At 63.3% G+C, this 20495-nt stretch carries 35 protein-coding genes; 23 read left to right on the plus strand and 12 right to left on the minus strand.

Annotated elements, in window-relative coordinates; genetic code table 11:
* Positions 1-5: 5 nt before the first annotated feature.
* The 5 genes from L0966_RS19245 (at position 6) to L0966_RS19265 (ending at position 2142) form a co-directional block, all read left to right on the plus strand.
* Complete coding sequence (locus tag L0966_RS19245) at positions 6-419, plus strand: hypothetical protein (RefSeq protein ID WP_234053660.1); 414 nt, start codon at positions 6-8, stop codon at positions 417-419.
* A 51-nt stretch (positions 420-470) separates the two neighbouring features.
* Complete coding sequence (locus tag L0966_RS19250) at positions 471-620, plus strand: hypothetical protein (RefSeq protein WP_234053661.1); 150 nt, start codon at positions 471-473, stop codon at positions 618-620.
* 335 nt (positions 621-955) lie between these two features.
* Positions 956-1222 (plus strand): hypothetical protein, encoded by a 267-nt coding sequence (locus L0966_RS19255; protein WP_234053662.1) that lies wholly within the window; start codon positions 956-958, stop codon positions 1220-1222.
* 393 nt (positions 1223-1615) lie between these two features.
* Entirely contained in the window at positions 1616-1840 is a 225-nt protein-coding gene (locus L0966_RS19260; RefSeq protein WP_234053663.1) for a hypothetical protein, read from the plus strand.
* A complete protein-coding gene (locus L0966_RS19265) occupies positions 1825-2142 on the plus strand; it encodes a hypothetical protein (RefSeq protein ID WP_234053664.1) in 318 nt (105 codons plus the stop codon). The genes L0966_RS19260 and L0966_RS19265 overlap by 16 nt, the downstream gene beginning before the upstream one ends.
* A 63-nt stretch (positions 2143-2205) precedes the next feature.
* Here the strand turns inward: L0966_RS19265 and L0966_RS19270 are convergent, their stop codons facing one another.
* Positions 2206-2400 (minus strand): YlcI/YnfO family protein, encoded by a 195-nt coding sequence (locus L0966_RS19270; RefSeq protein WP_234053665.1) that lies wholly within the window; start codon positions 2398-2400, stop codon positions 2206-2208.
* Between the two features lie 136 nt (positions 2401-2536).
* Here L0966_RS19270 and L0966_RS19275 point away from each other — a divergent pair, with 136 nt between their 5' ends.
* The 6 genes from L0966_RS19275 (at position 2537) to L0966_RS19300 (ending at position 4314) form a co-directional block, all read left to right on the plus strand.
* Positions 2537-2767 carry a hypothetical protein gene (locus L0966_RS19275; protein ID WP_234053666.1) on the plus strand — a complete coding sequence of 77 codons (231 nt, stop codon included), beginning with the start codon at positions 2537-2539 and terminating at the stop codon, positions 2765-2767.
* A 12-nt stretch (positions 2768-2779) separates the two neighbouring features.
* Positions 2780-2998: a hypothetical protein gene (locus tag L0966_RS19280; protein ID WP_234053667.1), complete on the plus strand. Its 219-nt coding sequence runs from the start codon at positions 2780-2782 to the stop codon at positions 2996-2998.
* 11 nt (positions 2999-3009) lie between these two features.
* Positions 3010-3219: a hypothetical protein gene (locus L0966_RS19285; RefSeq protein ID WP_234053668.1), complete on the plus strand. Its 210-nt coding sequence runs from the start codon at positions 3010-3012 to the stop codon at positions 3217-3219.
* Between the two features lie 21 nt (positions 3220-3240).
* Entirely contained in the window at positions 3241-3570 is a 330-nt protein-coding gene (locus tag L0966_RS19290) for a hypothetical protein (RefSeq protein WP_234053669.1), read from the plus strand.
* 84 nt (positions 3571-3654) lie between these two features.
* Positions 3655-3900 carry a hypothetical protein gene (locus L0966_RS19295; protein WP_234053670.1) on the plus strand — a complete coding sequence of 82 codons (246 nt, stop codon included), beginning with the start codon at positions 3655-3657 and terminating at the stop codon, positions 3898-3900.
* Between the two features lie 9 nt (positions 3901-3909).
* Positions 3910-4314, plus strand: coding sequence for an ASCH domain-containing protein (locus L0966_RS19300; RefSeq protein ID WP_234053671.1), 405 nt, complete (start codon positions 3910-3912; stop codon positions 4312-4314).
* Positions 4315-4636: 322 nt separating this feature from the next.
* Here L0966_RS19300 and L0966_RS19305 read toward each other — a convergent pair whose 3' ends face one another.
* Positions 4637-4843, minus strand: coding sequence for a YlcI/YnfO family protein (locus tag L0966_RS19305; protein WP_234053672.1), 207 nt, complete (start codon positions 4841-4843; stop codon positions 4637-4639).
* Positions 4844-5131: 288 nt separating this feature from the next.
* Here L0966_RS19305 and L0966_RS19310 point away from each other — a divergent pair, with 288 nt between their 5' ends.
* From L0966_RS19310 to L0966_RS19350, 9 genes are all read left to right on the plus strand, one after another.
* Entirely contained in the window at positions 5132-5536 is a 405-nt protein-coding gene (locus L0966_RS19310) for a hypothetical protein (RefSeq protein WP_234053673.1), read from the plus strand.
* Positions 5537-5547: 11 nt separating this feature from the next.
* Positions 5548-5805, plus strand: coding sequence for a hypothetical protein (locus tag L0966_RS19315; RefSeq protein ID WP_234053674.1), 258 nt, complete (start codon positions 5548-5550; stop codon positions 5803-5805).
* Between the two features lie 32 nt (positions 5806-5837).
* Positions 5838-6047, plus strand: coding sequence for a hypothetical protein (locus tag L0966_RS19320; RefSeq protein ID WP_234053675.1), 210 nt, complete (start codon positions 5838-5840; stop codon positions 6045-6047).
* 27 nt (positions 6048-6074) lie between these two features.
* The gene (locus L0966_RS19325; protein WP_234053676.1) at positions 6075-6362 is read left to right on the plus strand and encodes a hypothetical protein; all 288 of its coding nucleotides are present in this window, start codon (positions 6075-6077) and stop codon (positions 6360-6362) included.
* Between the two features lie 9 nt (positions 6363-6371).
* Positions 6372-6614: a hypothetical protein gene (locus L0966_RS19330; RefSeq protein ID WP_234053677.1), complete on the plus strand. Its 243-nt coding sequence runs from the start codon at positions 6372-6374 to the stop codon at positions 6612-6614.
* 11 nt (positions 6615-6625) lie between these two features.
* Complete coding sequence (locus L0966_RS19335) at positions 6626-7144, plus strand: hypothetical protein (RefSeq protein WP_234053678.1); 519 nt, start codon at positions 6626-6628, stop codon at positions 7142-7144.
* 11 nt (positions 7145-7155) lie between these two features.
* Positions 7156-7545 carry a DUF551 domain-containing protein gene (locus L0966_RS19340; protein WP_234053679.1) on the plus strand — a complete coding sequence of 130 codons (390 nt, stop codon included), beginning with the start codon at positions 7156-7158 and terminating at the stop codon, positions 7543-7545.
* A 111-nt stretch (positions 7546-7656) separates the two neighbouring features.
* Positions 7657-7962, plus strand: coding sequence for a GIY-YIG nuclease family protein (locus L0966_RS19345; RefSeq protein WP_234053680.1), 306 nt, complete (start codon positions 7657-7659; stop codon positions 7960-7962).
* A 123-nt stretch (positions 7963-8085) separates the two neighbouring features.
* Positions 8086-9879 carry a protelomerase family protein gene (locus L0966_RS19350; protein ID WP_234053681.1) on the plus strand — a complete coding sequence of 598 codons (1794 nt, stop codon included), beginning with the start codon at positions 8086-8088 and terminating at the stop codon, positions 9877-9879.
* A gap of 240 nt (positions 9880-10119) precedes the next feature.
* Here the strand turns inward: L0966_RS19350 and L0966_RS19355 are convergent, their stop codons facing one another.
* The gene (locus tag L0966_RS19355; protein ID WP_234053682.1) at positions 10120-10356 is read right to left on the minus strand and encodes a hypothetical protein; all 237 of its coding nucleotides are present in this window, start codon (positions 10354-10356) and stop codon (positions 10120-10122) included.
* Positions 10357-10473: 117 nt separating this feature from the next.
* Here L0966_RS19355 and L0966_RS19360 point away from each other — a divergent pair, with 117 nt between their 5' ends.
* Positions 10474-11046 carry a hypothetical protein gene (locus L0966_RS19360; protein ID WP_234053683.1) on the plus strand — a complete coding sequence of 191 codons (573 nt, stop codon included), beginning with the start codon at positions 10474-10476 and terminating at the stop codon, positions 11044-11046.
* 26 nt (positions 11047-11072) lie between these two features.
* On the plus strand, positions 11073-11297 hold the full coding sequence (locus tag L0966_RS19365; RefSeq protein ID WP_234053684.1) for a hypothetical protein: 225 nt from the start codon (positions 11073-11075) through the stop codon (positions 11295-11297).
* A gap of 78 nt (positions 11298-11375) precedes the next feature.
* On the opposite strand, the gene L0966_RS19370 is transcribed toward L0966_RS19365, so the two are convergent.
* On the minus strand, positions 11376-13022 hold the full coding sequence (locus tag L0966_RS19370) for a hypothetical protein (RefSeq protein WP_234053685.1): 1647 nt from the start codon (positions 13020-13022) through the stop codon (positions 11376-11378).
* A gap of 115 nt (positions 13023-13137) precedes the next feature.
* Here L0966_RS19370 and L0966_RS19375 point away from each other — a divergent pair, with 115 nt between their 5' ends.
* Complete coding sequence (locus L0966_RS19375; protein ID WP_234053686.1) at positions 13138-13506, plus strand: hypothetical protein; 369 nt, start codon at positions 13138-13140, stop codon at positions 13504-13506.
* A 36-nt stretch (positions 13507-13542) separates the two neighbouring features.
* Here the strand turns inward: L0966_RS19375 and L0966_RS19380 are convergent, their stop codons facing one another.
* The 8 genes from L0966_RS19380 to L0966_RS19415 form a co-directional block, all read right to left on the minus strand.
* Positions 13543-14103 carry a hypothetical protein gene (locus tag L0966_RS19380; RefSeq protein WP_234053687.1) on the minus strand — a complete coding sequence of 187 codons (561 nt, stop codon included), beginning with the start codon at positions 14101-14103 and terminating at the stop codon, positions 13543-13545.
* Between the two features lie 11 nt (positions 14104-14114).
* Positions 14115-14489: a MucR family transcriptional regulator gene (locus tag L0966_RS19385; RefSeq protein ID WP_234053688.1), complete on the minus strand. Its 375-nt coding sequence runs from the start codon at positions 14487-14489 to the stop codon at positions 14115-14117.
* A 13-nt stretch (positions 14490-14502) separates the two neighbouring features.
* Positions 14503-14817 carry a hypothetical protein gene (locus L0966_RS19390; protein ID WP_234053689.1) on the minus strand — a complete coding sequence of 105 codons (315 nt, stop codon included), beginning with the start codon at positions 14815-14817 and terminating at the stop codon, positions 14503-14505.
* Positions 14817-15791 carry a M23 family metallopeptidase gene (locus tag L0966_RS19395; RefSeq protein WP_234053690.1) on the minus strand — a complete coding sequence of 325 codons (975 nt, stop codon included), beginning with the start codon at positions 15789-15791 and terminating at the stop codon, positions 14817-14819. The genes L0966_RS19390 and L0966_RS19395 overlap by 1 nt, the downstream gene beginning before the upstream one ends.
* Positions 15792-16101: 310 nt before the next feature.
* On the minus strand, positions 16102-16707 hold the full coding sequence (locus tag L0966_RS19400; RefSeq protein WP_234053691.1) for an RES family NAD+ phosphorylase: 606 nt from the start codon (positions 16705-16707) through the stop codon (positions 16102-16104).
* 86 nt (positions 16708-16793) lie between these two features.
* On the minus strand, positions 16794-17231 hold the full coding sequence (locus tag L0966_RS19405) for an antitoxin Xre-like helix-turn-helix domain-containing protein (RefSeq protein ID WP_234053692.1): 438 nt from the start codon (positions 17229-17231) through the stop codon (positions 16794-16796).
* Between the two features lie 98 nt (positions 17232-17329).
* A complete protein-coding gene (locus L0966_RS19410; RefSeq protein ID WP_234053693.1) occupies positions 17330-17929 on the minus strand; it encodes a hypothetical protein in 600 nt (199 codons plus the stop codon).
* A 100-nt stretch (positions 17930-18029) separates the two neighbouring features.
* A complete protein-coding gene (locus tag L0966_RS19415) occupies positions 18030-20267 on the minus strand; it encodes a DotA/TraY family protein (RefSeq protein WP_234053694.1) in 2238 nt (745 codons plus the stop codon).
* Between the last annotated feature and the right edge of the window lie 228 nt (positions 20268-20495).

Consider the following 20495-nt stretch of genomic DNA (forward strand, 5'->3'; position numbering starts at 1 on the left):
TCACAATGTCCTCCAAGACGCCAACTGGCTTCGACGAAGCCATCGCTAACGCCAAGAATCCTGACCATCGGAACTACAGCCCCGCTGTCGCCCGTCGCATCATGGCCGAGCGCCGCATGTGCACCGCTCTTGTCACCGCAGCGCTCCAGCGCGGGTATGCAGTGTCCGTCAACGATGGAGAAGATTGGGTGGTGAAGCGGTCGAAGGATAGATCTGCAATTCTGGCCGCGCTGTTCACGACCGACGAAGACACGATCATGCTCCGCAGCGACGATGGCCGCAAAGTCGGCTGGTTCAGACTGATCTATGGGAACGACGGCTACGACGTGGTGTCCGACTACAGCGACAATAGCCTTTGCGAGGCGATTTGGACCGAAGTCCTCGGCCCCCTGTCCGACAAGCTGGAGCGGGCCGCCTGAGCGGCCCAACCCAACACCGCAGTCACTTTCAACTACCGCAAGGAGCACGCGATGACCGATCCTCGCGACCCACACGCCGACGCGGCGCTCGCCGGCCTCGACGAAACCGCCAATCCCTACGACCTCAACGAGGATGAAACCTCGTTCTGGGCCTGGCAGGACGGTTGGAACAGCATCATGGAGAGCGACGATGAGCACTGAAGCCGACGTGGTCGCCCTCGTCGCCATCCTGCGCAAACACATCCGCGTCGACGCCAGCGGTCTTGCTCCTGCGGTGGTGGCGCACTTCATCACGGGCTTCGAGTAAGCCGCCGAGGCGATCCTCGCGACTCAGACCGCAGCCACGCGTCAGGACGCCTTCGTCCAGCGTGTTGCTGGCACTCCCAAGGATGGAGAGCCCTGCTCGGAGGCTCCCCAGCACCTGCAAAGCTGGACCGATGAAGGCGGGCGCTACGCCGTCGAAGTCCTGCACGACCTGATCGACAGTGCCCGCGCTCTGTCGCCGCCGGATTCCAATTGAAGGAGTGACAGCGGCCATGAACCACGATCAGCGCATCGAAATGCAATTCGAAGCCCGTGATCTACGGCGCCTGAAGGCCGAAGATCGTTACCTCTCACGCCTCGAAATGCGAGAGGCGGCGGCCGAACCCCTGGTGGGCGAGCTTTGCCGGGATGGCCTGATCATCCCCTACATCAACGTCAGGAACGCCAAGGGCGTGCCAACCGGCAAGACGCGGGAATTTCCCGGCCCCACTGGCTTCGGGCAGGCCATCAGCTTCCTGATCCGCAACAACTACGTCTGAAGCACTCGGCGGCATGGGCGCCGACTTGGAGCGACACGATGAGCAGTTCACACGGCTGGAGCGGAGTGCAGGCCCGGCACCGGGATGGGCGCGCGGGCGTCATCCGGGAGCGAGCCGGCTGGTGCTGGATCGACCTGCTCATTGAGCGGGAGGGCCACGAAATCGGCTTGGTCCAGCTCGCTTGCGATGGACCCGACCGGGGCGAAGAGGGATGGGCGTGGCTTTGGGACAAGGGGACCAGCGAAGCCATCTGGCTCCCGCTCGGCGAGTTTGCCCGAGCCCCCGAACCTGTCAGCCAGCACATCCGGGACCGGCACGCAGAACTCTTTGGCCCCGCGCCGCGGCTACGCCCTGTCGGCCTCACGACCAGCGCTTCAACTGATGGATGAGACCATGCCCGACACTGATTTCACGCCCGATGACCTCGGCACGGACGACGCCATGACCATCGGGATCAAAGTGGTGGAGATGGCGAATCGCGTGAAGGCCATGCACACCATGCTTCCCGGTGCCCAGGCGTCCTGGGCCTTCGAGATGGACGGCACCCGGTTTGGCGTCGTCGTGACCGTCGTCAGCGACGATCCAAACGAGGGAGCAAGATCATGCAGTCGGCTTTGAGCCAACGACCCGCCGCCTATAGCCAGCTCGCCGCCGCGCTTCGTGCGTTCGCCGACGAGCACGGCCTGCCCAACGCGGTCAGTCCATCCGAACTGGCGCGCCTCACATGCGTAGGCGGACGCGATCTGACCGGCAGCCGCCTTCTGATCGGTCGGATTCTAACCAGCGAGCGCATCGCTTTGAACCGCGAACTGGCGAGGGTCGGGATTTCGGTGACGGCCTACGCTGATGGTCCGGAAGGCACGGGGAAACTCGCTCACATCGACGCCGTGCCCGGCGCCAGCCCCTACAATTCCATTTGAGGGATGATCGCATTTCCGGTGGTGCGCCGCAGGCCCGCCAAAGCCGTAGAGCGTGGCATTCCGCTATCCGCCGGCTTCGCCCTCGGACTTCTCCCTGGCGCCCCTGGCCCGGACGCGTGCACGGATCTCCCGCTCCACTGCGGCCCGCAGGAAGTCCGCGCGGGACTCGCCCTCGCCCAGCAGCGCGTCCACGCGCTCCAGCGTGCCTTCGGCCAGGCGCGCCGGCGTCTGCTCATAATTGGTTCTGCGTCGCCCCATGCCGATTGCCTTATATGATATCAAATAAGGCGTCAATGATGGCATTTTTCTGATATCATGTATTGACGACATAAATGATATCATCTATTTATCACTCAAGGCGGCGGGACACCGCTCCACTCTTGAGGAAACCGAGATGTTTGTGGTCGTCAGATCCTATGGTCGATACGGGCGCGATTTCCTGCACGCATGGGACGATCGCTGGGGCACAACTTGCATTGGCGCCGAGAAGCTCTCGATGCGTTTCGGCACGCTGGAGGCGGCAAACGTCGCAAAATCCCGAGCGGCATGTCTTCTCATGTCTGGCGCGTGTGGCACCCTCTTCACTTGGTCGGTTGCCCCCGCCTCCGGCTCCAATTCCAACTGAGGGACAAGACAGATGACGCCCACCACCATCATCATCCGCAACGAGCACGGCGCCGAAACTGCCCGCTGGCATGTCGATCACGACCAGCAGGAGCATCGGCAGTTCATGGGCAAGACGTCCTTTTGGGCGCTCCGCCATTCGCACAGCATGGAGAGCTTGCCCGGCTGGGTCGGCGCCGGCCGGCGCCGGGATGTGGGGGGTGCTCCCGCCTCCGAGCCCGCTTCCAACTGAGGGACGAGACCATGCAGATCTCCCACTTCACCGATGAACGCATCGCCGAGATCACCGGCCAGCAGTCCCCGATGACCGCGGAGGAGCGCTCGTTCCTTATCGCGAACACGCCCACGTTCGAGGAGTGCGCAGAGACCGCCGACGAGCTGTCCGCCATGGGCGACGTCGAGCTGATGCGCACCGCCTACAGTGTGTGGGCCGATTACGCCTCGTGCCTGTGAATTCCAACTGAGGGACCGACCATGAAGATGCCTGCGCCCTACTGGACCATGACCTACTCGGCCTCCCGGCGGGCGCATCATCACCGCTGCCGCGGCTGCAACCGCATCATACAGGATGGCGAGCCCGTCCTCATGGCCCAGGTCGTCGCACGGGGCAGGAGCGGCAGCAAGACAGCCTCCATCCACGCGACGTGTGCGGATCGTCCGAGCTTCGGCGGCTATACGGAGCGCGAGTACCTCGAGGCGCACGGAATGGCCTATCTCGCCGCCTGCGGCTGGAGGGAGGCGGAGCGCTTCATGAGCACCGCTCCCATCAACAAGCCCGGCGAGAAAGTCGCCCATTCCAACTGAGGGAAGAAGAATGACCGAAGACCGTGCGTTTGAAATCGTGGCCGCCATCAATTCACGGGCCATTTCCAACTGAGGGACAAACACATGACCGAACAGACCTCCGCCGTGGAGCTGATGTACTGGATCGAAACGCGCCGCTGGGAGCGGGAGATCGGCGCCCCTCTCGGACTGTTCAGCGGCCCCCACCCGGCGCGCCGGCCAAATCCGATGCGCCAGCGCGCGTGCCGGGCCTGCGGCTGCACGGACGACGACTGCTCGGGCTGCATCGGGAGGACGGGATTCGCCTGCCATTGGATCGAGCCCGACCTCTGCAGCGCATGTTCCAATTGAGGGACGCCGATGGTTGCCTATGGCTTCAAGCCAACCTTCGTGGTCGACATCCAGGAGCGCATCAAGCGCCAGACCATACGCCTTCCGCGCCGCCGACATGCTCGCCCGGAAGAAAGAGTGCAGCTCTTTCAGGGCATGCGGACCAAGGCGTGTCGAAAGATCATTCCCGATCCCGTCTGCATCGGCGTAGACCGGCTTATTATCGACACTAGGTCAGGCAAGCTGGACCATGTGGAAGTGAATGGCATCGTGCTGCCGCTCGGAAGCGACGAACTGGCGGCCTTCGCCCGCGCTGATGGTTTCGGCCGCTCCGATCTCCCTCCGGTGGAGGTCTTTGGCCGCTGGTGGGCGATGGTGCACGGCCGGGTGCTGCATGAGGACCTGGTGCTGATCCGGTGGGAGGACCGGCCTTAGTCCATCGAATGCACGAGGGTCACGCAGAGCGCGGCGGCATCGTCCTCTGAAGACGATAGGCGCTCAGCCTCCGCTTCGACCTGACTCGCCTCTCAGCCCCTTGTCGAACAACTGGCGGATCGCCTCCGGACGCGTCGGGATGGGTCGCTGGGCGGCCCGCCATTCGTCAAGGCGCAGCAGCGCGTCCCGCGTCACCCGGTTTGGCACTGAGGGCCGAGAGCCATGCCCCTGAGGGAGGGATGACCGGCCAGGGCGAGGGCGTCTGAAGGCGCTTCAGATGAAACCTGGATAATCTGGATAGTGGGCCACGCGGCAAGCGCGTTCAGCCTCCGCCCGGCTCCCCATCCGGGTCCGACGCCCTGGCATCCCGCACCCGGGCGCGGGAGCGCACGCGGATCTCGCGCTCCACTGCGGCCCGCAGGAAGTCCGCGCGGGACTCGCCCTCGCCCAGCAGCGCGTCCACGCGCTCCAGCGTGCCTTCGGCCAGGCGCGCCGGCGTCTGCTCATAATTGGTTCTGCGTCGCCCCATGCCGATTGCCTTATATGATATCAAATAAGGCGTCAATGATGGCATTTTTCTGATATCATGTATTGACGACATAAATGATATCATCTATTTATCACTCAAGGCGGCGGGACACCGCTCCACTCTTGAGGACACCGAGATGTTTGTGGTCGTCAGATCCTATGGTCGATACGGGCACGATTTCCTGCACGCATGGGATGATCGCTGGGGCACAACCTGCATTGGCGCCGAGAAGCTCGCGATGCGTTTGCCCCCGCCTCCGACTCCAATTCCAACTGAGGGACGAGAACAATGACCGCCTATCGCATCCGTGTATCGCAGGACTTCACCGCTGTTCGGTCGATCGTCATCACCGTGGACGCCGACAGCCTGCACGAGGCCATCGAGCAGGTGGAGTCGGGCGCCATCGACACCCCGGACTTCGAGGATGATGGCTGGCAGACGGCGTGGACGCTCCGCAGCGAAAGCTGCGATCACGTCGGCGCCTGCGTCGAGACGCTGGACGAGGCAAAGTCCCTTTTCGCCGACGCGCCGAGCGCGGAGACAGCCACCATCTACGTTGAGATGGCCCGCGTCTATGCCGACGACGAGATGATCGAGGAGGGCACATACGCGGCCGTCTTGGAGGAGGTCTCGCCGTTCCTGACCGCCGCCCGCGACGGCGCCCCGGCCACCAGTCCCCAACCTTCCAATTGAGGGACGAAGCCGTGTTCACGCTCATGAAATCGCAGGTCGCGGCCATCCGCAAGATGATCAGCTCGGGCACCGGCGACGCGGAGATCGCCGCCTATATGTCGGCTTGCCTGCGGGAGGCCGAAGTCGAGGCTCAAGTGGCCCTGTACGAAGATGAGATGCGCTATGGGCCGGACGACGAGCACGACGGGATGACCGGCGCCCAGCGCGAATTCAACGATCGGCTGAGCCTCGGCCGCAACGATGCCGGGGAGTGGCTCGGCTTCATGTGAAGCCGGCCACCCTTCCAACTGAGGGATGAACGATGAATACTTTCGCCGAAAAATACACCATGCGCAGCCGCTTCTTCCAGCTGCTCGGTGAGGCCGGACAGATCCTGGCCGATGCCTATTGCGAAGCCGATGCCGAGAACCAGGCCGCGATCAAGGAAATGGCCTTCGAGGCGATGGCTGACTCCCTGATCGAGCATCACGGCTATCAGCGCGACGAAATCGCAGCGCCCATCGCGCCCTGACCTGACTTCCAACAGAGGGACAAGACCATGACATTCACGCATGAAGAGGTCGAGCGCTGCAAAGCCGCGATGTCGAAGAAAGGGCCGCTGGAGGCCCTTCGCCTCATCGCCTCGGGTCGGGTGATTGTGGAGCTTACTTATGATCGGCGTGACCTTTACGTCGATAGCCTCGACGGCCGGCCCGTCCGCGATCCCGATCAACCCGACCGGAAGATGTTGCTGAGCGGCGCATGGCCGCTTTATCGCGCAGGCATGATCGACGAGTTCGGCTTGGTCACCGCCGCTGGGCACCAGACGCTCGCCACGTCCAATTGAGGGACACACATGACCGTCAAGCTCGCCCGGCCGGATCTTCCGGCCCACCATCCTCAGAACGTTCCGCTCACGGAGTGGACGGACGGCTGGCTGAAGATGAGCGTCTGCGAATACACGGACGCGCTCTATCTCGTGGCCCACGATGAGGAAAAGCGCGCCAGGGGCTGGCCCGTGACGCGCGAGGAGATGATCGCGCTCCTGGTCGCCAACGGCAACATCCCCGCCGCCGGCACCGACTCTAATTTTAACTGAGGGACGAGACCATGCCCAATACCAGTGCAGACCATATGATCGAGCAAGTCGCGAAGGCGATGAGGGCGAAACGTCGGGAACTCATCGCACGGCCGATTGCTGATATTTGGTCGGAATTGGCCACGACTGCTATTGAGGCCCTGCGGGATTCCCCATCCGTCGATCAGATGCGGGAAGATCGCGCGCACGAAATCGTGGCCGCGATCAATTCTTGGGCCGCCGTCACCTTGGGCCTCGACGTGTCCATGGGCGGCCTGGAGGGCGTCAGCCTCGCCGAGATGCTGGAAGCCAAGGAGATCGTGGAAACGAGGAATAGACGCGCCGCGGACGCCGCCGAGGCCAGCGGCGGCAGCTACAGCATCTCCGTGGTGCCGGATGATCGCCTGGTCGCCGCAGCCTATTGCCTCGATCACTACCCGACAGGCAACGAGGCCATCCTCTGCGTCCCACGCCCCAGCTTCAACGGCACACATGCCGCCCTCGGCCTCGTGGCAATCACCCCCGACGATGAGAACGACGACGAAGCGTGAGGGGCGAGACCATGACCGACAATTATATTGCGCAACTTCTGCCTCTTGCGCGGAGCCGCGCCGAGGACCTGGAGCAGATCGCCATCGATGCGGACAGCGACGAGAATTTAGATGCCGCCTCCCGCCAGTCAGCCCGCACGGATGCGGATGCCGCCTGGGCCGTAGTCGAAGCGGCCGAGCGCAACGATGACTGGCGGCCGATAGCGACTGCGCCGAAGGATGGGACATTCATGCTCGTGTGGAACGGCAGGCGGCTGCATGTTGCTGCTTTCGATCCCGTCGAGAATGGATGGATCTCGTCCTTCAAGACCGTGACGAAGCGACTGATGGTTGAGCCCAACCCCACCCACTGGACCCCGGCCCCTACTCCGCCGAGCCACACCCCGGCTTATTCCAATTGAGGGACGAAGCATGACCGAGCAGTGACGACAAACGCTGCGATCAAGCCGCAACGACGAGGACATGACCGAACAGACCCCCGTCGTAGAGCGACACCGAAGAGGAGCGTGAAGATGCCAGTTCCGGACACCACCCGCCAATGGTGCACATACCTCATCGAGTGCGGCGACGGCTCCATCTACTGCGGCGTCTCCAACGACGTGGAGCGGCGCATGCACGATCATGGCACGGCTCGCGGCGCCCGGTATGTGCGCAGTCACGGCGGGGTGCGCCGGCTCCTGAGGGCGATCGGCATGTCCAGCAAAGAGGAAGCGATGCGCGTCGAGTATCGGCTCAAGCGCGCCAGCAGGCGCGTGAAAGAAGCTATAGCCACCACTGGCCATGTTCCAGTGAACTGGCTGCGCACCTCCTCCAATTAGAAGCCCAGCACCGCGCCAGGGCAGCCGGCGGCTACGCCGGGTGCGTATATTTTATTCGAATAACTTTGACGCACGACCGCCTTTTTCGTATATTTTATGAGCTCTGCATGACGGGAGGCGCGAATGGGTCGGCGACCCACGATAACCGAAGACATTAATGATTTTCGTTCGCGTCTGGCCGAGGCACATGCCGACCAGAAAGCGGCCGAGGTTCAGGTGGTGGCGAACGCGCTTGCGGCTACGTTCGAGGGGGCAACCCTAAAGCAATATGCCTACCGCTATCGTGTAGCTGCGCGCGAGATCCTCGGCGATGACCATCCCGCCCTCGCTGCCTTGGACACCAAGCAGCTCAGGAAGAAAGGCGACGAGGTCGAAGTCCCCGCCCGCGGAGCAAATGCCGCGCCCTCGCCGCCCGCAGCCGACCATGAGAAGCTTGCGGGCCGCGCCCTGGAAGGGGCGCCAGGTCCGGCCAAAGACTCTACGCCAGCTGCGGCCAAGGTGTCCCGAGCCGAGCTAAATGCGGCCGGTCGCAGGCCGAAGCTGCAGAACGCAATCGCAACATTCACGGCCAAGGTGTCCGCGGCCGAGAGCGAGGAGCAAGTCGTCGATCTGTGGGCTCGGGAATTGAACAAATACTCCCACCTTACGGACACCACGCGCCTGACATACGTCACCAAATATCGCGACGACATCCGCAAGACTCATGGCGATGACTGCGACCTGCTGCGCCTCGTCGTCGCCCCGACGGACCTGACGAATTCTGTGACCTCAGCGAGAAATGCGGCGATCCTCTCCGAGCATAGGGCCTTGATCGGGATCCGCCACTGGCGAAAAATCATCCAACGCGCCACCACACTACTTGCCTCAAATGATCCCCTGGACATCGGCATTGGCCTCGTGGTTCTGACCGGACGTCGACCCGTGGAAATCTTTGTCTCGGGTGTATTCGAGCGACATCCACTTCCTGGCGGGCAGCTGGGCGCATACGAAAAGTGGCAGGTATTGTTTGCAGGACAGGCCAAGACGCGAGGGAAAGAAGGGACACGTTTCGGCGAGGCCTATCCGATCCCAGTCCTGGCACCTGCTAGACAGATTATCGAGGCATGGGAACGCCTGCGCGTCCACCCCAATGCCGAGTCCCGACTGTCCGTAGCCACGACGGACGGCAACGTCAACTACGAGACGATTCGGTGGAGTGAGATGACCGCTGAGGAGTTCAGCCGCGCCCTGCGAATTTCACTCCGCGACAGGGTCACGTTGCTGTACGCAGACCTCTGGCCGCCGGAAGAGCCCGTAGCTCCGTATCGTTTCCGCTCCCTCTATGTCCAGGTCGCCTATCGAGTCTTCTGCTCCCAGAGCGTGTCGCTACCTAGCTACATCTGCAAGATCCTCGGCCACGCCAACGAGGGCGGTAAGGGGCTTGAGACCGCTCACGCGTACATGGACTATTATCTGATCGATGGGGAGGACGACGTGCTTCCGCCGCCGTCTGTCCGGCTACGTCGCACCAAGAATCGTGAGCGGATTGCCGCGCGCCTCACTGAAATCGGCAAGCTACCGCAGATCTCGGATGCCCAAGACGCCTTCGAGGCAGACGAGGTGGAGTCGGTCGAAGGCGTAGCGCTCCGTAAGCGCGCCGACACCAGCGAACTACCTCGTCCCGGGCCAGACGATCTCACGCGCACCGCGCTCGCTCGCACCTTGGGGATTCGCGGGCATCACCCAGCCATCACGGCCATTTGGGCTACCATTGAGGCGCAGAAGAAACTCGGCGTCAAACAGGCCAGCGTCGACGTCGGCGGCCGGCCCGTGAGCTGGTTCCTGATGCGGACGGCAAATGGTCAGACGGTGCCGCACATTCACGCATCCTCGCTGCCGGCCTTCCGGGCCTTGCTGGAGAGTCAGCCGCGACAGTAACCACCCCGCCAGGACCGAGCGGAGCACTCAGTTGAGTGGCGATCTTTCTCGCGGCGGGCCTCGCCACTGGCAGCCTCTTGATCGCCCGGTTTATGGCCTCCCGGCCAATCCGGTTGCGCCGGTTGCGTCAGCTGGCGGTTGGCGGCCCCGACAGGCCATTGCCAATGCCGGGGTCGCCCCCCAATGGTTCTGTGGCGAGGCCCGTCCCCACGCTCACGCTGGAGCCGGACATCATAAACATCACTTGATCGCGGCGACCTTGGTCGTCAGCGTGCTGAAGATGCTGGTGATTTGCGTCTTCATGCCGGTGTTGATCGCCACCGTTGCGATGATGCCGGCAACGAGCAGTCCGCCATACTCCACGGCCCCCGCTCCGCCCTGGTCCGCGAAGACCGTCTTCATGTGTCCCACCGCGCGCACGATCTTGCGCATCACCGGTTCAGTGATCGCCCCCTGTTGCGCTACCATCAGCATCATGTGCTCCTCCATGGCCGACATTGGCCGCAGAACACTACCCCCCGCGATAACCCAGCGTCAAACGCAATGCCTTTATTGTTCATTTAGTGGCGATTCGCTTGCCATGATCGGCTCAAAATGTATTTTATCGTAGCTCTGAGCCAATTGTTGGAACAGAAGCGTCTGGTCAAGAAGCGAGGAGCAGCCGAGATGGTGCAGGTGTCGCAACCGCAGCAGATTAAGGTCAATTTCGTCCAGTTCGAAGACGATAGTCGGGACCTCGCCGTGGGAAATGTCTCGACGTCCTTCATCAGCATCGACTTCACCGCTCGGCGCAACGCCCGCGCCGCCGCGCCCGAGGCGCCGGCGTACGAGCGTTTCCCGGAGTCGGACTTTCCGCAGGACTATGCCAGCACCGGCCGCAGCGATACCGGGCGGCGCAATGGCAATTCCCTGCCCACCTATGTCGTGTTCGGCAAGTCGCCGCGAGGGGACGAGATCGAGATCGGCGGGATCTGGGAGCGTACGAACCAGCACGGAGACACCTCGCGCTTCATCCGCATCACGGATACCGGCCTGGTCTTCTCCCAATCCGGGCAGCCCGTCCCCGCCCCCGAGTATCGCGGTAACGTCACTCGCTTCTCCGGTGCCGGAACGTCATCTGACGACTTGATCCTGACGATCCGTCCGCAGACCGAGCGCAACCGGTAACTGTTAGGTTAAACAGGAGGGTTCCCATGTTGGCCGGGAAACACGGTTCCTTCACGATCGAGCCTGTCGTGATCGCTGGCGCGGCTGCCTACTACATGGTGGTCGACGCCAAAGGCTGTCCCGTCGCCCAGGGTTCGCTGTCACTGTGCATGGGCGTGCTGGACACGCCCTCGAGCGACGCCGTGCCGGCAGCCACCGTGAAGCCAATCCTGGCAGTTCCACCCGCTTCGGCGCAGCTGACGCTTTTCTGAGGTCAGCGCACCGGTCTTACAAAAAGGGCCGCCGGAGCCATCCAGCGGCCCTTTTTTGCCAGCACGAGCAGCTCGACCTTACAGCGCCAGTGCGACCGCCGAAGGCACCGGAACCGGAACCGTGCCGGTGATGTCCTGGACTTCGTCCACGAGCCGCTCCACCCGCTCCTTCTGCACCTCTCCAGCCGGAATGAAGGCGCGCAGCGCGGTGCGCGACTCGTGCTCCACATGCGATCCTGCGGTCAACCACACGTCGGCTTCGGGGTACCTGGCCGCGATTTCACGGACGGCCGCCGCCAAATCACCAGGCAGATCCTGGGCCACAAACCCCTCCTCCACGAGCAGTCCTGTCGTGTCCTCCCGGGTCGCCACGAAGCAGGAGTCGCCGGCGAAGGCCTCCACCAGCCTATACACATCCGCAGGCAGCGGACCGGCGGCTGTGAGCGCGTCGCCATGGCAGGTCGTGATGAAAACGCAGTCCTCGGAATTGCGCGCGAGGGGCGCCAGATGGAGATCCAAGCCCTCGCCGGCGCAAACCTCCTCCGGCGAGCGATGAACCTCTTCCGAACGGACAGCAGACTCCGGGCTTGCGGAGATTTTCCGGTTCCACCAGACACGGACGCCGTCCACCGTTGCCGGCGTCCATCCCGCGAGGCGCGCGACCGTTTCCGCCGCGGTGCCTGCTGAAGGACGAGACTCCACCCGATCCGCGCTGGACGCAGGCACCTCGACGTCCAGCGCGGCGAGGACCGGGGCCTCCGCCCAAAGCTCCTCGCCGTTGTCTGGCCTGTCGGAAGTCCAACGGCTATCGGCATTGTCGACGGCGATGCCCCCATCGTACTCCTCGCGGATCTCCTCCGCATCACCACCGCCGGCCGCCACCCCTCCCTGCTGCGGCTCTCGAACCTGACTTGCCAGGTCCATTTCTGGCAGTTCGCTGCACTCTTCCGCGCACACGGGTCCAGCACCCGGATGCGCGGATGCGCGGACGCCTTCGGGCGCCGGCGGCGCCGGATCACGCGCGAGCTCATCGCGAATGGCGGTCACAATCCTTACCAGCAGCTCAAGAAGGGCCTCCAGTGCCCTGCCCTGCGTCCGCGCAGCTGCGATGAAAGCGTCCGTGCTCAGATCACCGGATGCAGGGACCTCGGACTCCGGCACTAGGCCAGCATCGGAGAAGTTGCCCGCCGCTCCCGGCACTCCGATTACAGCGAGGAGCCGACGGATATCCGCCGGCGACGGCCGGCCGCGGCCGAGCCTGCTCTGAAAGTCGACGACAGCCTGGCGAATGGTGATCAGCTCGGCCTCAGGATCGAAGATCGACAGAGCGGGCAGAGGCTCATTGGCCCGTTGCAGACGCATGAGAAGGTGCTGCACACCATCCGACCCGTGCCGGGCAGCTTCGTCCAGATCGGCGGCGAGCGCGGTGGCGACACCGGACGCCGCGGCGAAAACGTCCGGCCCCATCATGCCGGGGCGCCAGCTCTCGAGGCAGCTGTCCGCGCCGCTGAGCTTGTAGGCCAGCGCATGCCGGCGGCAGAACTCCACGATACGCTCCGCGCCTCCCGCGGGCGTCACGGTGAGGTCCCCCCCTGCAGTGACCGCCTCGTCCAACGCCGCCCCCACGTCCTCGCAGCCCCCTTCGAGGACAGCCCTGAACTCCTCCATCGTGCGCGGGGACATCGCCCCACCGATGCGCAGTCGGCTCGTGCTGAAATCCGCCATTTTATGCCTCGATTGTCGTCGACGGGCATGATTCTTAGCACATCCTGGCGGATTGTCGGCGATCGAGTAGAATGCCTTGCTACCCATGTTGCTTCGCGGTGCGAAGGAGGAACTAATGAACGCGGATTTCGAGGCAGGAGCAGAACAGCTCAAGCAGGATGTGGCGGCGATCCTATCGAACCCTCACCTGCAGGCGCTTCGGGTGGACGCTCGTATTCGCAGGGTGCTGGAGCTCTATCGTACACACGATGGCTCCACCGTCATCCAAGGGCACGAGTACAGCGTGGACAATGATGGGTTCGATGTCTCGGTGTCGTGGGGCGACAATCCGGTGCGCCCCGACCACTTTCTGTACCTGATGAACGACTACCTGCTCTTCGTGGTGAAGAGTGCTGATGAGCTGGCCGAGACGCGCGTGACTATCGCAGAGGCGCTGCGTGATCCCGCCGTTCTGGAGGAGCTCACCGAGGTGCTCAGCGCCTAATCCGTATTGCCGCGCGCAATCACACGCACGTCGTGGTCAGCCGATCACCCTGCACACGTTCTCGAGGCCGATTTCCATGCCCAGGGTGTTCGACAAGATCTGCGCAACGTCCGTGATAAAGAAGGTCATGGTGCCGCCGGCGAAGTACATCCATGGCGAGCCGTGGTGCTGCATCATGCCTCCGCCCGATGCGGCCTCATGGATGATCAGACCGCCGCGGAACCAAGCGATCACCCCTATCAGGGCGAAGAGGTAGGTCACGGCCATGCGAACCTTATCGCAATAGGCGTCGTCGGCCGCCATCGAGTAGCTGAAGAGATCCGCTGTTCCGCCCCCACCATCCACGAACGTGTTCGCGGCCACCCACAACAAGCCGGGGAAGACGATCATGCCCCCCCCCAGCACCAGTCGGATGGCGCCGGAACCGAATGTCGGCGGCCGATTGCTCCAACGATTGTCTCCGGCTGCCAGAACATAGAAGTCGGCCAGGCCGCGGCCGACGATGTAGATTCCCCACAGGCCGGCGAGAATCAGGACCACCTTCACGCCCATGGTGAAGGACGTGGACGCGTTGATGAGCAGGGTGCCCAGTTCCATGCCCACTTCCCCTACATCTCTCGTGCCCGCCGCGCGGCGCCCTCGCGCGCGAGGCGGGCACGAGCCTGCGAGTAGTTCCGGCAGGTCATAGGATAGTCGGCGGGAAGATCCCACTTGCGCCGATAAGCATCCGGTGTCAGCCCAAGGCGGCGCAAGTGCTTGGTCAGAGCCTTGTACTTGCCTCCCGTTTCCAGGCAGACGATGTAGTCATCGGCGATTGATTTCTCGATCGGCACTGCGGGAGCAAGGGGGGCACCCATCCGCAGATCGCTCAACGCGTTGTGCACGGTCCGGAGCATGTCCGGCAGGTCCTCTCTCTGCACGCAATTGCGACCCACATACGCACTTACGACCTTTGCTGCGAGCTCGACCAACTGATCAGACACCAGCCCGTCCCCCTTACCGCCCATTTGCACGGAGTTTGTCCTGCTTCCCGCCGACGATCCTTTGGAGGATCTCCATCTGCTCCTCGAGATCGAGCACGCGCCGGCTGAGCTGCTCGATGCGCACGTCGCGCGGGTCGCTTTCGACAGCCGGCATCACATAGCCGATGGCCGGCGGCAGCTCTCGCCACGAAAAACCCGGTTGCCCGGGCCTCGCTCCAGGTTCCGAGACCGGCGGCTGCGCCGCCTCTTCGGCCAGACTAACCTGCGCCGGCGCGGTTCCCAGCGCCGCGCTCAGCAGAAACGCCCTGCATACACCCGAGATCCGCATTACTCGCGCTCCAATTCCTTCAGCAGCAGGTGGGCCAGGGCGACGTCGGCGTAGGCTTGGTCACGCAGCGCTGCGATGGAAGTGCCCTGATGCAGTTCCGCTGCCTCCAGCTTCGCGAGATCCACCAACACGCCACGGCCATCCTGGCCGGCGATTGCCGCTGCGGCGCCCTCATTGCCTCCGCGGTCCGCGGCGACGCCGGCGATCGCATTCGCTGCGGCCCCGGTGCCCGTAGTCGAGGCCACACGCGGGTTTTCGAAGGAGGTCTGGTCTGGCGAACACGTGCGCGGCAGGCTCACCGAGCGCCATCCCCCCATTTGCGGTCCGTAAGCGGCTTTCGCGCCGCCGGAGCCATCCAGCGGGATCTGGTGCGAAAGAAAGGGCTCCGGATTGACGTAGTACCAGGCGGTCGGCAGCGCTGCTTTGATCTGGTCAGCGCTCAGCGGCGAGGCGCTCTTACCGGACCCCACACGCCAGACTCGTCCCGCCGCGCCGCTGGCCTGGAGCGCGTCGCCGCGCATCATAGCACCGAGATGCAGATGAACCGGGCAGCCGGGGGCCAGACCAGAGCAGCCCATGGTGCCGATCTGATCGCCGGCGTTGACGGTTTTGCCCGCTAGGCGATCCATGATCGTTTCCATGTGCATGTAGATGAAGCGCATATCGCCAGCGTCGACGGTGGCATAATTGCCGGCAGCATCTCCGTGTGACCGGCGAAAGTTCACAGCGCCAGCCGATCCCGAGAGGATCGGATCGCCCTTGCCGACCGAATTCACGATGTCGATACCCTGGTGCCACCCTTTCGATGCGCGCCCGGTGCGGTCGACGCCATAGGGGCTGACGATCTTCTCGCCGGCGAGCGCGTTCGTGCGATGCGTCAGACATGTGGCCGCGAGGGCCGGGCTTACACCGCCCAGCACCACGGCGATGAGCGCGGCACTGGCCGAATGCCGGTGGAGGAGCGTGATCATCATGAGGAGCGAATTTACCCAACTGAAAGGCGGGTTCAAAGGGGGATTTTTCACTTCTTGTCGATAATTTGCCGATAATCTGGCGTCACACTCGCACATTTAGACATTTTCGGATTTTGCGGCAATCTTCTCAAACACGCTGCCTCGCGAGTTTAGGCAAGGGCTCATTGTGAGCCCTACGCCTTTCACCCGTATTCACTACCTCTCAGTCAAGAAGGTGTGCTCAAAGTCGGCGTTCAGGATCGCGAACGCAGCCTGCATTGAAGAGCTTATCCGCCATGGTGCCGGTCTCTTCGTGCTTGGAGCATCCCAACTAGATCCGCATCTCGACCTGAAATGCCGGCGAGCCAGACCAGGTCAGCCGGAGCATGGCACCCTGGACGACGGATTGGACGACGTTTGGCCAGAGCGCGACGACGCAGGTTCCGCCGGCATGGCGCACAGACGGATAGATGATCCCGTTGTGACCAGCGGCCCGCGCCATTTCAGCGACGAGGTTACCGGCGGGATAGCCGATGCCTGGATCCGGGCTCAGGCATGGATGCAGCGGCTCCTGACGCAGGTCGACGAACGTGCCTGACATACTGGCAATCATCTCGCCGTATTCTACAACGGCATGGAAGTCGCCGGCATCCGCCAGAGCCTTGGTCAGGTGGTGCCCGACCTCAGCGATGCACGTCTCCACCACCAACGCAGCGTACCAGGCGCCCCGATCCGCCGGATTGAAGCGCATCGGCTCGCGAGGCTTGGCATAGGCAAAGCTCGCATTGATGAAGTGCGCATGAGGGACGCCATGAACCAGCTCATCCGACGGCAGCCGGTCGCGGCCCCGCGCCTGCGCGACGAGGCGCCCGCTGGTCGCACCCTCGATCTCGGCTAACTGGGCCAGTTCGTCCTGGTCATCGACAAGCGGCAGCATGACCGCTTCACGGAGCCTGGCGCTCGCGACTAGCCGAATGGTTTTAGGGAAGGCTTCCCGCACCAGATACAAAGCCGTCATCAGCCTCAGAGCCCGCCGCGCAGTGCATCGATATACTGCCGAACCTCCAGCATGCGGGGAATTCCGCCATCGATCATCGCCCCCACAGGAGTGAGATGGTCGAAGATCGGCCCGCGGTTTGCAAGCCGCGGCCAGCGATCCGCCATGTCGTCGGCGAACAGCAAATGCAGGCCCTTGAAGACCCCGATCAAGGCGGACGCCCGGGTCAGCTGGTCCTGGCTGAGCACGCCCTCCCACTTGCCGGCCTTCATGCGGTCCCAGGTACTCTCGGACACACCGAGCAGGGCCGCCCCCTCCGCGTTGCTGGCTTCCCAGGACGCCACCAAGCGCAGCACCGCCTTGACAGCGGCGCCCGTCAGGCGACGACGATCGTCCTCATTGGCGAAGGTCTGAAGATGGCCGGAAGCGGCCGGCTGACGCTGCAATGACATCACGCTGCTCATGATCGCACCCCGTGATGCGATCATGAGCGTCTCAAGGTGCCGCGTCAACAATGTTCCCTTCCGGGCTCCGGCCGGCCCCATGGGGCCGGAAGGCTCGCTCAGAACCCCCCGAACTTCCCATTGGGCCCCGGCACCACCATCGGCGCCGGCTGGTAGACGGTGTTGGTGTGGTGGATGTGCTTCTCCACCATTTTCACCTTCGGCTGCGGGTGAGCCTCATCCCACAGCGCCTGCAGCTTCTCGCGCGAGAAGTCGTACATCCGCTTGGCATGGCGCCACTCCGGATGCAGCCCCGGCAGCATCCACCCCATCTCGATCCGCAGACGCGCCATCTCAAAGCGGGCGGCAGCCTGGAGATCCCCCAGATAGCCGCGGGTCCGCTCTTCGCGGCTGTACAGCCGCTCCATATCCTTCGCGAACTGAGCCGCCACCAGGGGGTAGCAAGGCAGTTCTGCCTTCATCGCCACGACCATGGCATGAGCCGCAGCATCCCGCTGATCCCAGAGCAGATTGCCGTCAACGCGGCTCAGGGCGTCGAGCCACAGGCCGGCGAAGCTCGTGGTGAAAGCCTCGCCACCCCGCAGCTGGTCATAGAGGGCAAGGAACCCGGCGGCCCGACGGCGATAGCAGGCCGGATCACCATGACGGGCCAGTTCCTTCGTGTCGAACCGCTCCAGAACTTTCTGCATCTTGCTCATGACACGCCCCCTCGATTGACTCAAGAATGCCATGCAGCTAACGCATTGTCAATACATGATTTTTTCATTTTTGCACATGATCTTGGGTTCATGTGGAGGCCTACCCGCCCGGATTGCCCCCTCCCGAACCGCCTCCACCCTTCCGGTTGAATTTCGGCATCCGCAAATTGCCCGTGACCTTCCCGAGTCCACCGGCCACACCCTTGCCGAGGTTCTGCATGCCGCTGCCGAGGCCGCCGCCGACGCCAGCCTGAGCGGACACTTGCTGGCCGAACTGCGAGCCCCAGATGGAGTGCACACCCACCTCGATCCAACGCAGCGCGGCGTCGCCCAGCTCGGTCATGAGCGCGCAGGAGTTGGTCACCACCATGGTGGCCGCCATCACGTACAGGAAGACCGCTCCCGCCGTGACCACGGCCGATGTCACCGCGCCGCCGTCCAGCGGAATCATCAGGGCGAAAACCGAGGAGAACAGGGCGTTCAGGATCGCGAACGCCGCGTACATGGCAAGTAGAGACACCACCAGGCCCATGATGATGAGCATGGGCCGTACAAGCAGGCCGAACAGCAGCAGCCACCCCTGCCGGCTTGCGCCGACCAAGGAGGGTTCCTTCGCAGGATAGAAAAAGCTCAGCAGCCATAGCGGCACAGCGATGAGCGCCTCGAGGCCATTGATGATCCAGCTCAGCACCGCCCCGAAGAAGTAGAGGATGGGCAAAAGCGGCAACACGCCACCCAGCCAGAAGCCTAGGCCGGCGAAGATCATGCCGAGCGAGCTCGCGCCCGCCGAGGTCATCTGCGCGATCCCGCCGATGAACGGAATGTTCCCCAGGACGGAATTGCCGACGAGAGATGCCCCTGCCGCCACCCCCATCGCCGCGAGGCCCATATCGGCCACGCCAACGCCGATTTGGGTCATGTTCAGCAGGGGATCGCTCCATTGCGTCGTACCCTCGGTGCCAGTCACCTTCAGTTTATCGTAGACCCAGCGCATGGTCGACGAGACGCCCAAATTCGTGGGCGGCGTCCCGACCTGTTCGGCCGCCAGGGTTGGCGACGGCGAGGCCATATCCGTGAAGACCGCGTCGAAACTATTCAAACGACCCATGTCGTGCTGATAGAGCGCGTAGATCTGCCCGGTGCTGGCGTCGGCGATCCGCGGCGTCGAGAGCAGGCTTGCGATGGACGCTGGATCGATGACCGCGGCAAGATTGTCGGGCGCCTTCGGCGTAAACGTCACGCTGTTCACGAGGCTCTGGAAGCGCTGCGCCATGGCAACGTTCGCGCGCTGCCACGAGATTGCGAACACCCAGCCCGCATTCGTAGTGTCCTCAAGGTACTTATCGGCCGCCGTCTTGATGTCACCGGAGCGGCTCGTGAGCGCGCCATTCAACGCGTTCCGCAGCGCCGCCTGCGCCGCCCAGGTTGCGGTGGCGATATAATCCTTGATCTGTTCGTCCGTGTATCCTGGGTTTTTGACCATGTCTGCAAGGTTCTTCGCGTAGGCGTCGATGATGCTCCAGGCTGCGGTGTAGCCACTTGTGACCGCGCTGGTGGCAATGGCGTCCATCAACGTCATTGTCGGAACATCGGCGGTCTTGGTGGGCGTGTCCTTTTCAGGCAGGGTCACCGCCTGCGGCGCCAGGTAACGGACATTGCCGCATAGGCTAGTCGAGCCATTGAAGAAGCCCGAATTGTCCACGAAGGTCTGCTGTGTCGGCGACTGGATGTCGCCGCCGGCGGAGGGCATGCTTTTCCCGCCAAGGGTCTTACTGACGATGGCGGGGGCCATTTCGACCCTGTAGGCGACGGCGACTTCGTTCAGCCGGTCAGCGCAAACATAGCCCTGGGTCCGCGCGCGGATCGCGCCAGCGATCGCGGCGCGGATCTTGTAGTCATCCTCGGGCAGGGTTGCGATGTCGGCGTAGCCGTTGCCCGCCATCTTCGGCGCAACCTTGGCCCACAGATAATCGGCCCCACCCGAGCCCCAGACCAGGATATAGAGGACGATGATCTGGGCGAAGCTAAACCCGCTTTTGATCGGCAGGAGCATCCCCGCACCAATGCCGATACGCACGAATGTGAACTTCTTCGCCCGATCGTATTCGGCGTCCGCCATCTCCCAAATCGTCACATAGAGCGTGTAGGTCAGGGCGAGCGCCGCCACGATGCTAGTGGCGACGTTGAAGACGCCGGCAGCTGTGGCGACCATACCAGCGTCGGCGCAGGTCGTGCCCTTCCACACAGCGTCCACAGTGCAGCCGATGACCCGGCGCAGCGAGATCAAGCCGTAGTCACTGTCGACCGGCTTAAAGATTTCCGAGAATGTCGCAGACACGAGCGCCTCATCGAGCGATTATCGAGCGTGCAGCGATCATATGGAGTGATGCGATATTTTGTCGAGCAACTCGACGGAGAATCGAGCGGTTATGGCCGGATTATTGCTATTTTATCCAGGAACTGGATTGAATGCGCACATCGTGCCCATGCTGCACTCACCGCCTTCAGGCCGGTTCCGCCTCTAAACAATACTACGGCAATGCCGCACATTCGTGTGGTGGACACG

Source organism: Xanthobacter sp. NM-59 (genome assembly GCF_021401125.1).
In the GTDB taxonomy this organism is placed as follows: domain Bacteria; phylum Pseudomonadota; class Alphaproteobacteria; order Rhizobiales; family Xanthobacteraceae; genus Xanthobacter.

Coding starts and splice junctions, on each gene's coding strand:
- L0966_RS19335 (WP_234053678.1), top strand. CDS start 6,626: ATGCCCAATACCAGTGCAGACCATATGATCGAGCAAGTCGCGAAGGCG.
- L0966_RS19400 (WP_234053691.1), bottom strand. CDS start 16,707: ATGCTGCCGCTTGTCGATGACCAGGACGAACTGGCCCAGTTAGCCGAG.
- L0966_RS19310 (WP_234053673.1), top strand. CDS start 5,132: ATGACCGCCTATCGCATCCGTGTATCGCAGGACTTCACCGCTGTTCGG.
- L0966_RS19360 (WP_234053683.1), top strand. CDS start 10,474: ATGTATTTTATCGTAGCTCTGAGCCAATTGTTGGAACAGAAGCGTCTG.
- L0966_RS19275 (WP_234053666.1), top strand. CDS start 2,537: ATGTTTGTGGTCGTCAGATCCTATGGTCGATACGGGCGCGATTTCCTG.
- L0966_RS19395 (WP_234053690.1), bottom strand. CDS start 15,791: ATGATGATCACGCTCCTCCACCGGCATTCGGCCAGTGCCGCGCTCATC.
- L0966_RS19355 (WP_234053682.1), bottom strand. CDS start 10,356: ATGATGCTGATGGTAGCGCAACAGGGGGCGATCACTGAACCGGTGATG.
- L0966_RS19410 (WP_234053693.1), bottom strand. CDS start 17,929: ATGAGCAAGATGCAGAAAGTTCTGGAGCGGTTCGACACGAAGGAACTG.
- L0966_RS19245 (WP_234053660.1), top strand. CDS start 6: ATGTCCTCCAAGACGCCAACTGGCTTCGACGAAGCCATCGCTAACGCC.
- L0966_RS19325 (WP_234053676.1), top strand. CDS start 6,075: ATGACATTCACGCATGAAGAGGTCGAGCGCTGCAAAGCCGCGATGTCG.
- L0966_RS19265 (WP_234053664.1), top strand. CDS start 1,825: ATGCAGTCGGCTTTGAGCCAACGACCCGCCGCCTATAGCCAGCTCGCC.
- L0966_RS19320 (WP_234053675.1), top strand. CDS start 5,838: ATGAATACTTTCGCCGAAAAATACACCATGCGCAGCCGCTTCTTCCAG.
- L0966_RS19255 (WP_234053662.1), top strand. CDS start 956: ATGAACCACGATCAGCGCATCGAAATGCAATTCGAAGCCCGTGATCTA.
- L0966_RS19290 (WP_234053669.1), top strand. CDS start 3,241: ATGAAGATGCCTGCGCCCTACTGGACCATGACCTACTCGGCCTCCCGG.
- L0966_RS19295 (WP_234053670.1), top strand. CDS start 3,655: ATGACCGAACAGACCTCCGCCGTGGAGCTGATGTACTGGATCGAAACG.
- L0966_RS19375 (WP_234053686.1), top strand. CDS start 13,138: ATGAACGCGGATTTCGAGGCAGGAGCAGAACAGCTCAAGCAGGATGTG.
- L0966_RS19300 (WP_234053671.1), top strand. CDS start 3,910: ATGGTTGCCTATGGCTTCAAGCCAACCTTCGTGGTCGACATCCAGGAG.
- L0966_RS19280 (WP_234053667.1), top strand. CDS start 2,780: ATGACGCCCACCACCATCATCATCCGCAACGAGCACGGCGCCGAAACT.
- L0966_RS19390 (WP_234053689.1), bottom strand. CDS start 14,817: ATGCGGATCTCGGGTGTATGCAGGGCGTTTCTGCTGAGCGCGGCGCTG.
- L0966_RS19340 (WP_234053679.1), top strand. CDS start 7,156: ATGACCGACAATTATATTGCGCAACTTCTGCCTCTTGCGCGGAGCCGC.
- L0966_RS19270 (WP_234053665.1), bottom strand. CDS start 2,400: ATGGGGCGACGCAGAACCAATTATGAGCAGACGCCGGCGCGCCTGGCC.
- L0966_RS19345 (WP_234053680.1), top strand. CDS start 7,657: ATGCCAGTTCCGGACACCACCCGCCAATGGTGCACATACCTCATCGAG.
- L0966_RS19380 (WP_234053687.1), bottom strand. CDS start 14,103: ATGGAACTGGGCACCCTGCTCATCAACGCGTCCACGTCCTTCACCATG.
- L0966_RS19405 (WP_234053692.1), bottom strand. CDS start 17,231: ATGAGCAGCGTGATGTCATTGCAGCGTCAGCCGGCCGCTTCCGGCCAT.
- L0966_RS19365 (WP_234053684.1), top strand. CDS start 11,073: ATGTTGGCCGGGAAACACGGTTCCTTCACGATCGAGCCTGTCGTGATC.
- L0966_RS19305 (WP_234053672.1), bottom strand. CDS start 4,843: ATGGGGCGACGCAGAACCAATTATGAGCAGACGCCGGCGCGCCTGGCC.
- L0966_RS19370 (WP_234053685.1), bottom strand. CDS start 13,022: ATGGCGGATTTCAGCACGAGCCGACTGCGCATCGGTGGGGCGATGTCC.
- L0966_RS19350 (WP_234053681.1), top strand. CDS start 8,086: ATGGGTCGGCGACCCACGATAACCGAAGACATTAATGATTTTCGTTCG.
- L0966_RS19260 (WP_234053663.1), top strand. CDS start 1,616: ATGCCCGACACTGATTTCACGCCCGATGACCTCGGCACGGACGACGCC.
- L0966_RS19250 (WP_234053661.1), top strand. CDS start 471: ATGACCGATCCTCGCGACCCACACGCCGACGCGGCGCTCGCCGGCCTC.
- L0966_RS19285 (WP_234053668.1), top strand. CDS start 3,010: ATGCAGATCTCCCACTTCACCGATGAACGCATCGCCGAGATCACCGGC.
- L0966_RS19330 (WP_234053677.1), top strand. CDS start 6,372: ATGACCGTCAAGCTCGCCCGGCCGGATCTTCCGGCCCACCATCCTCAG.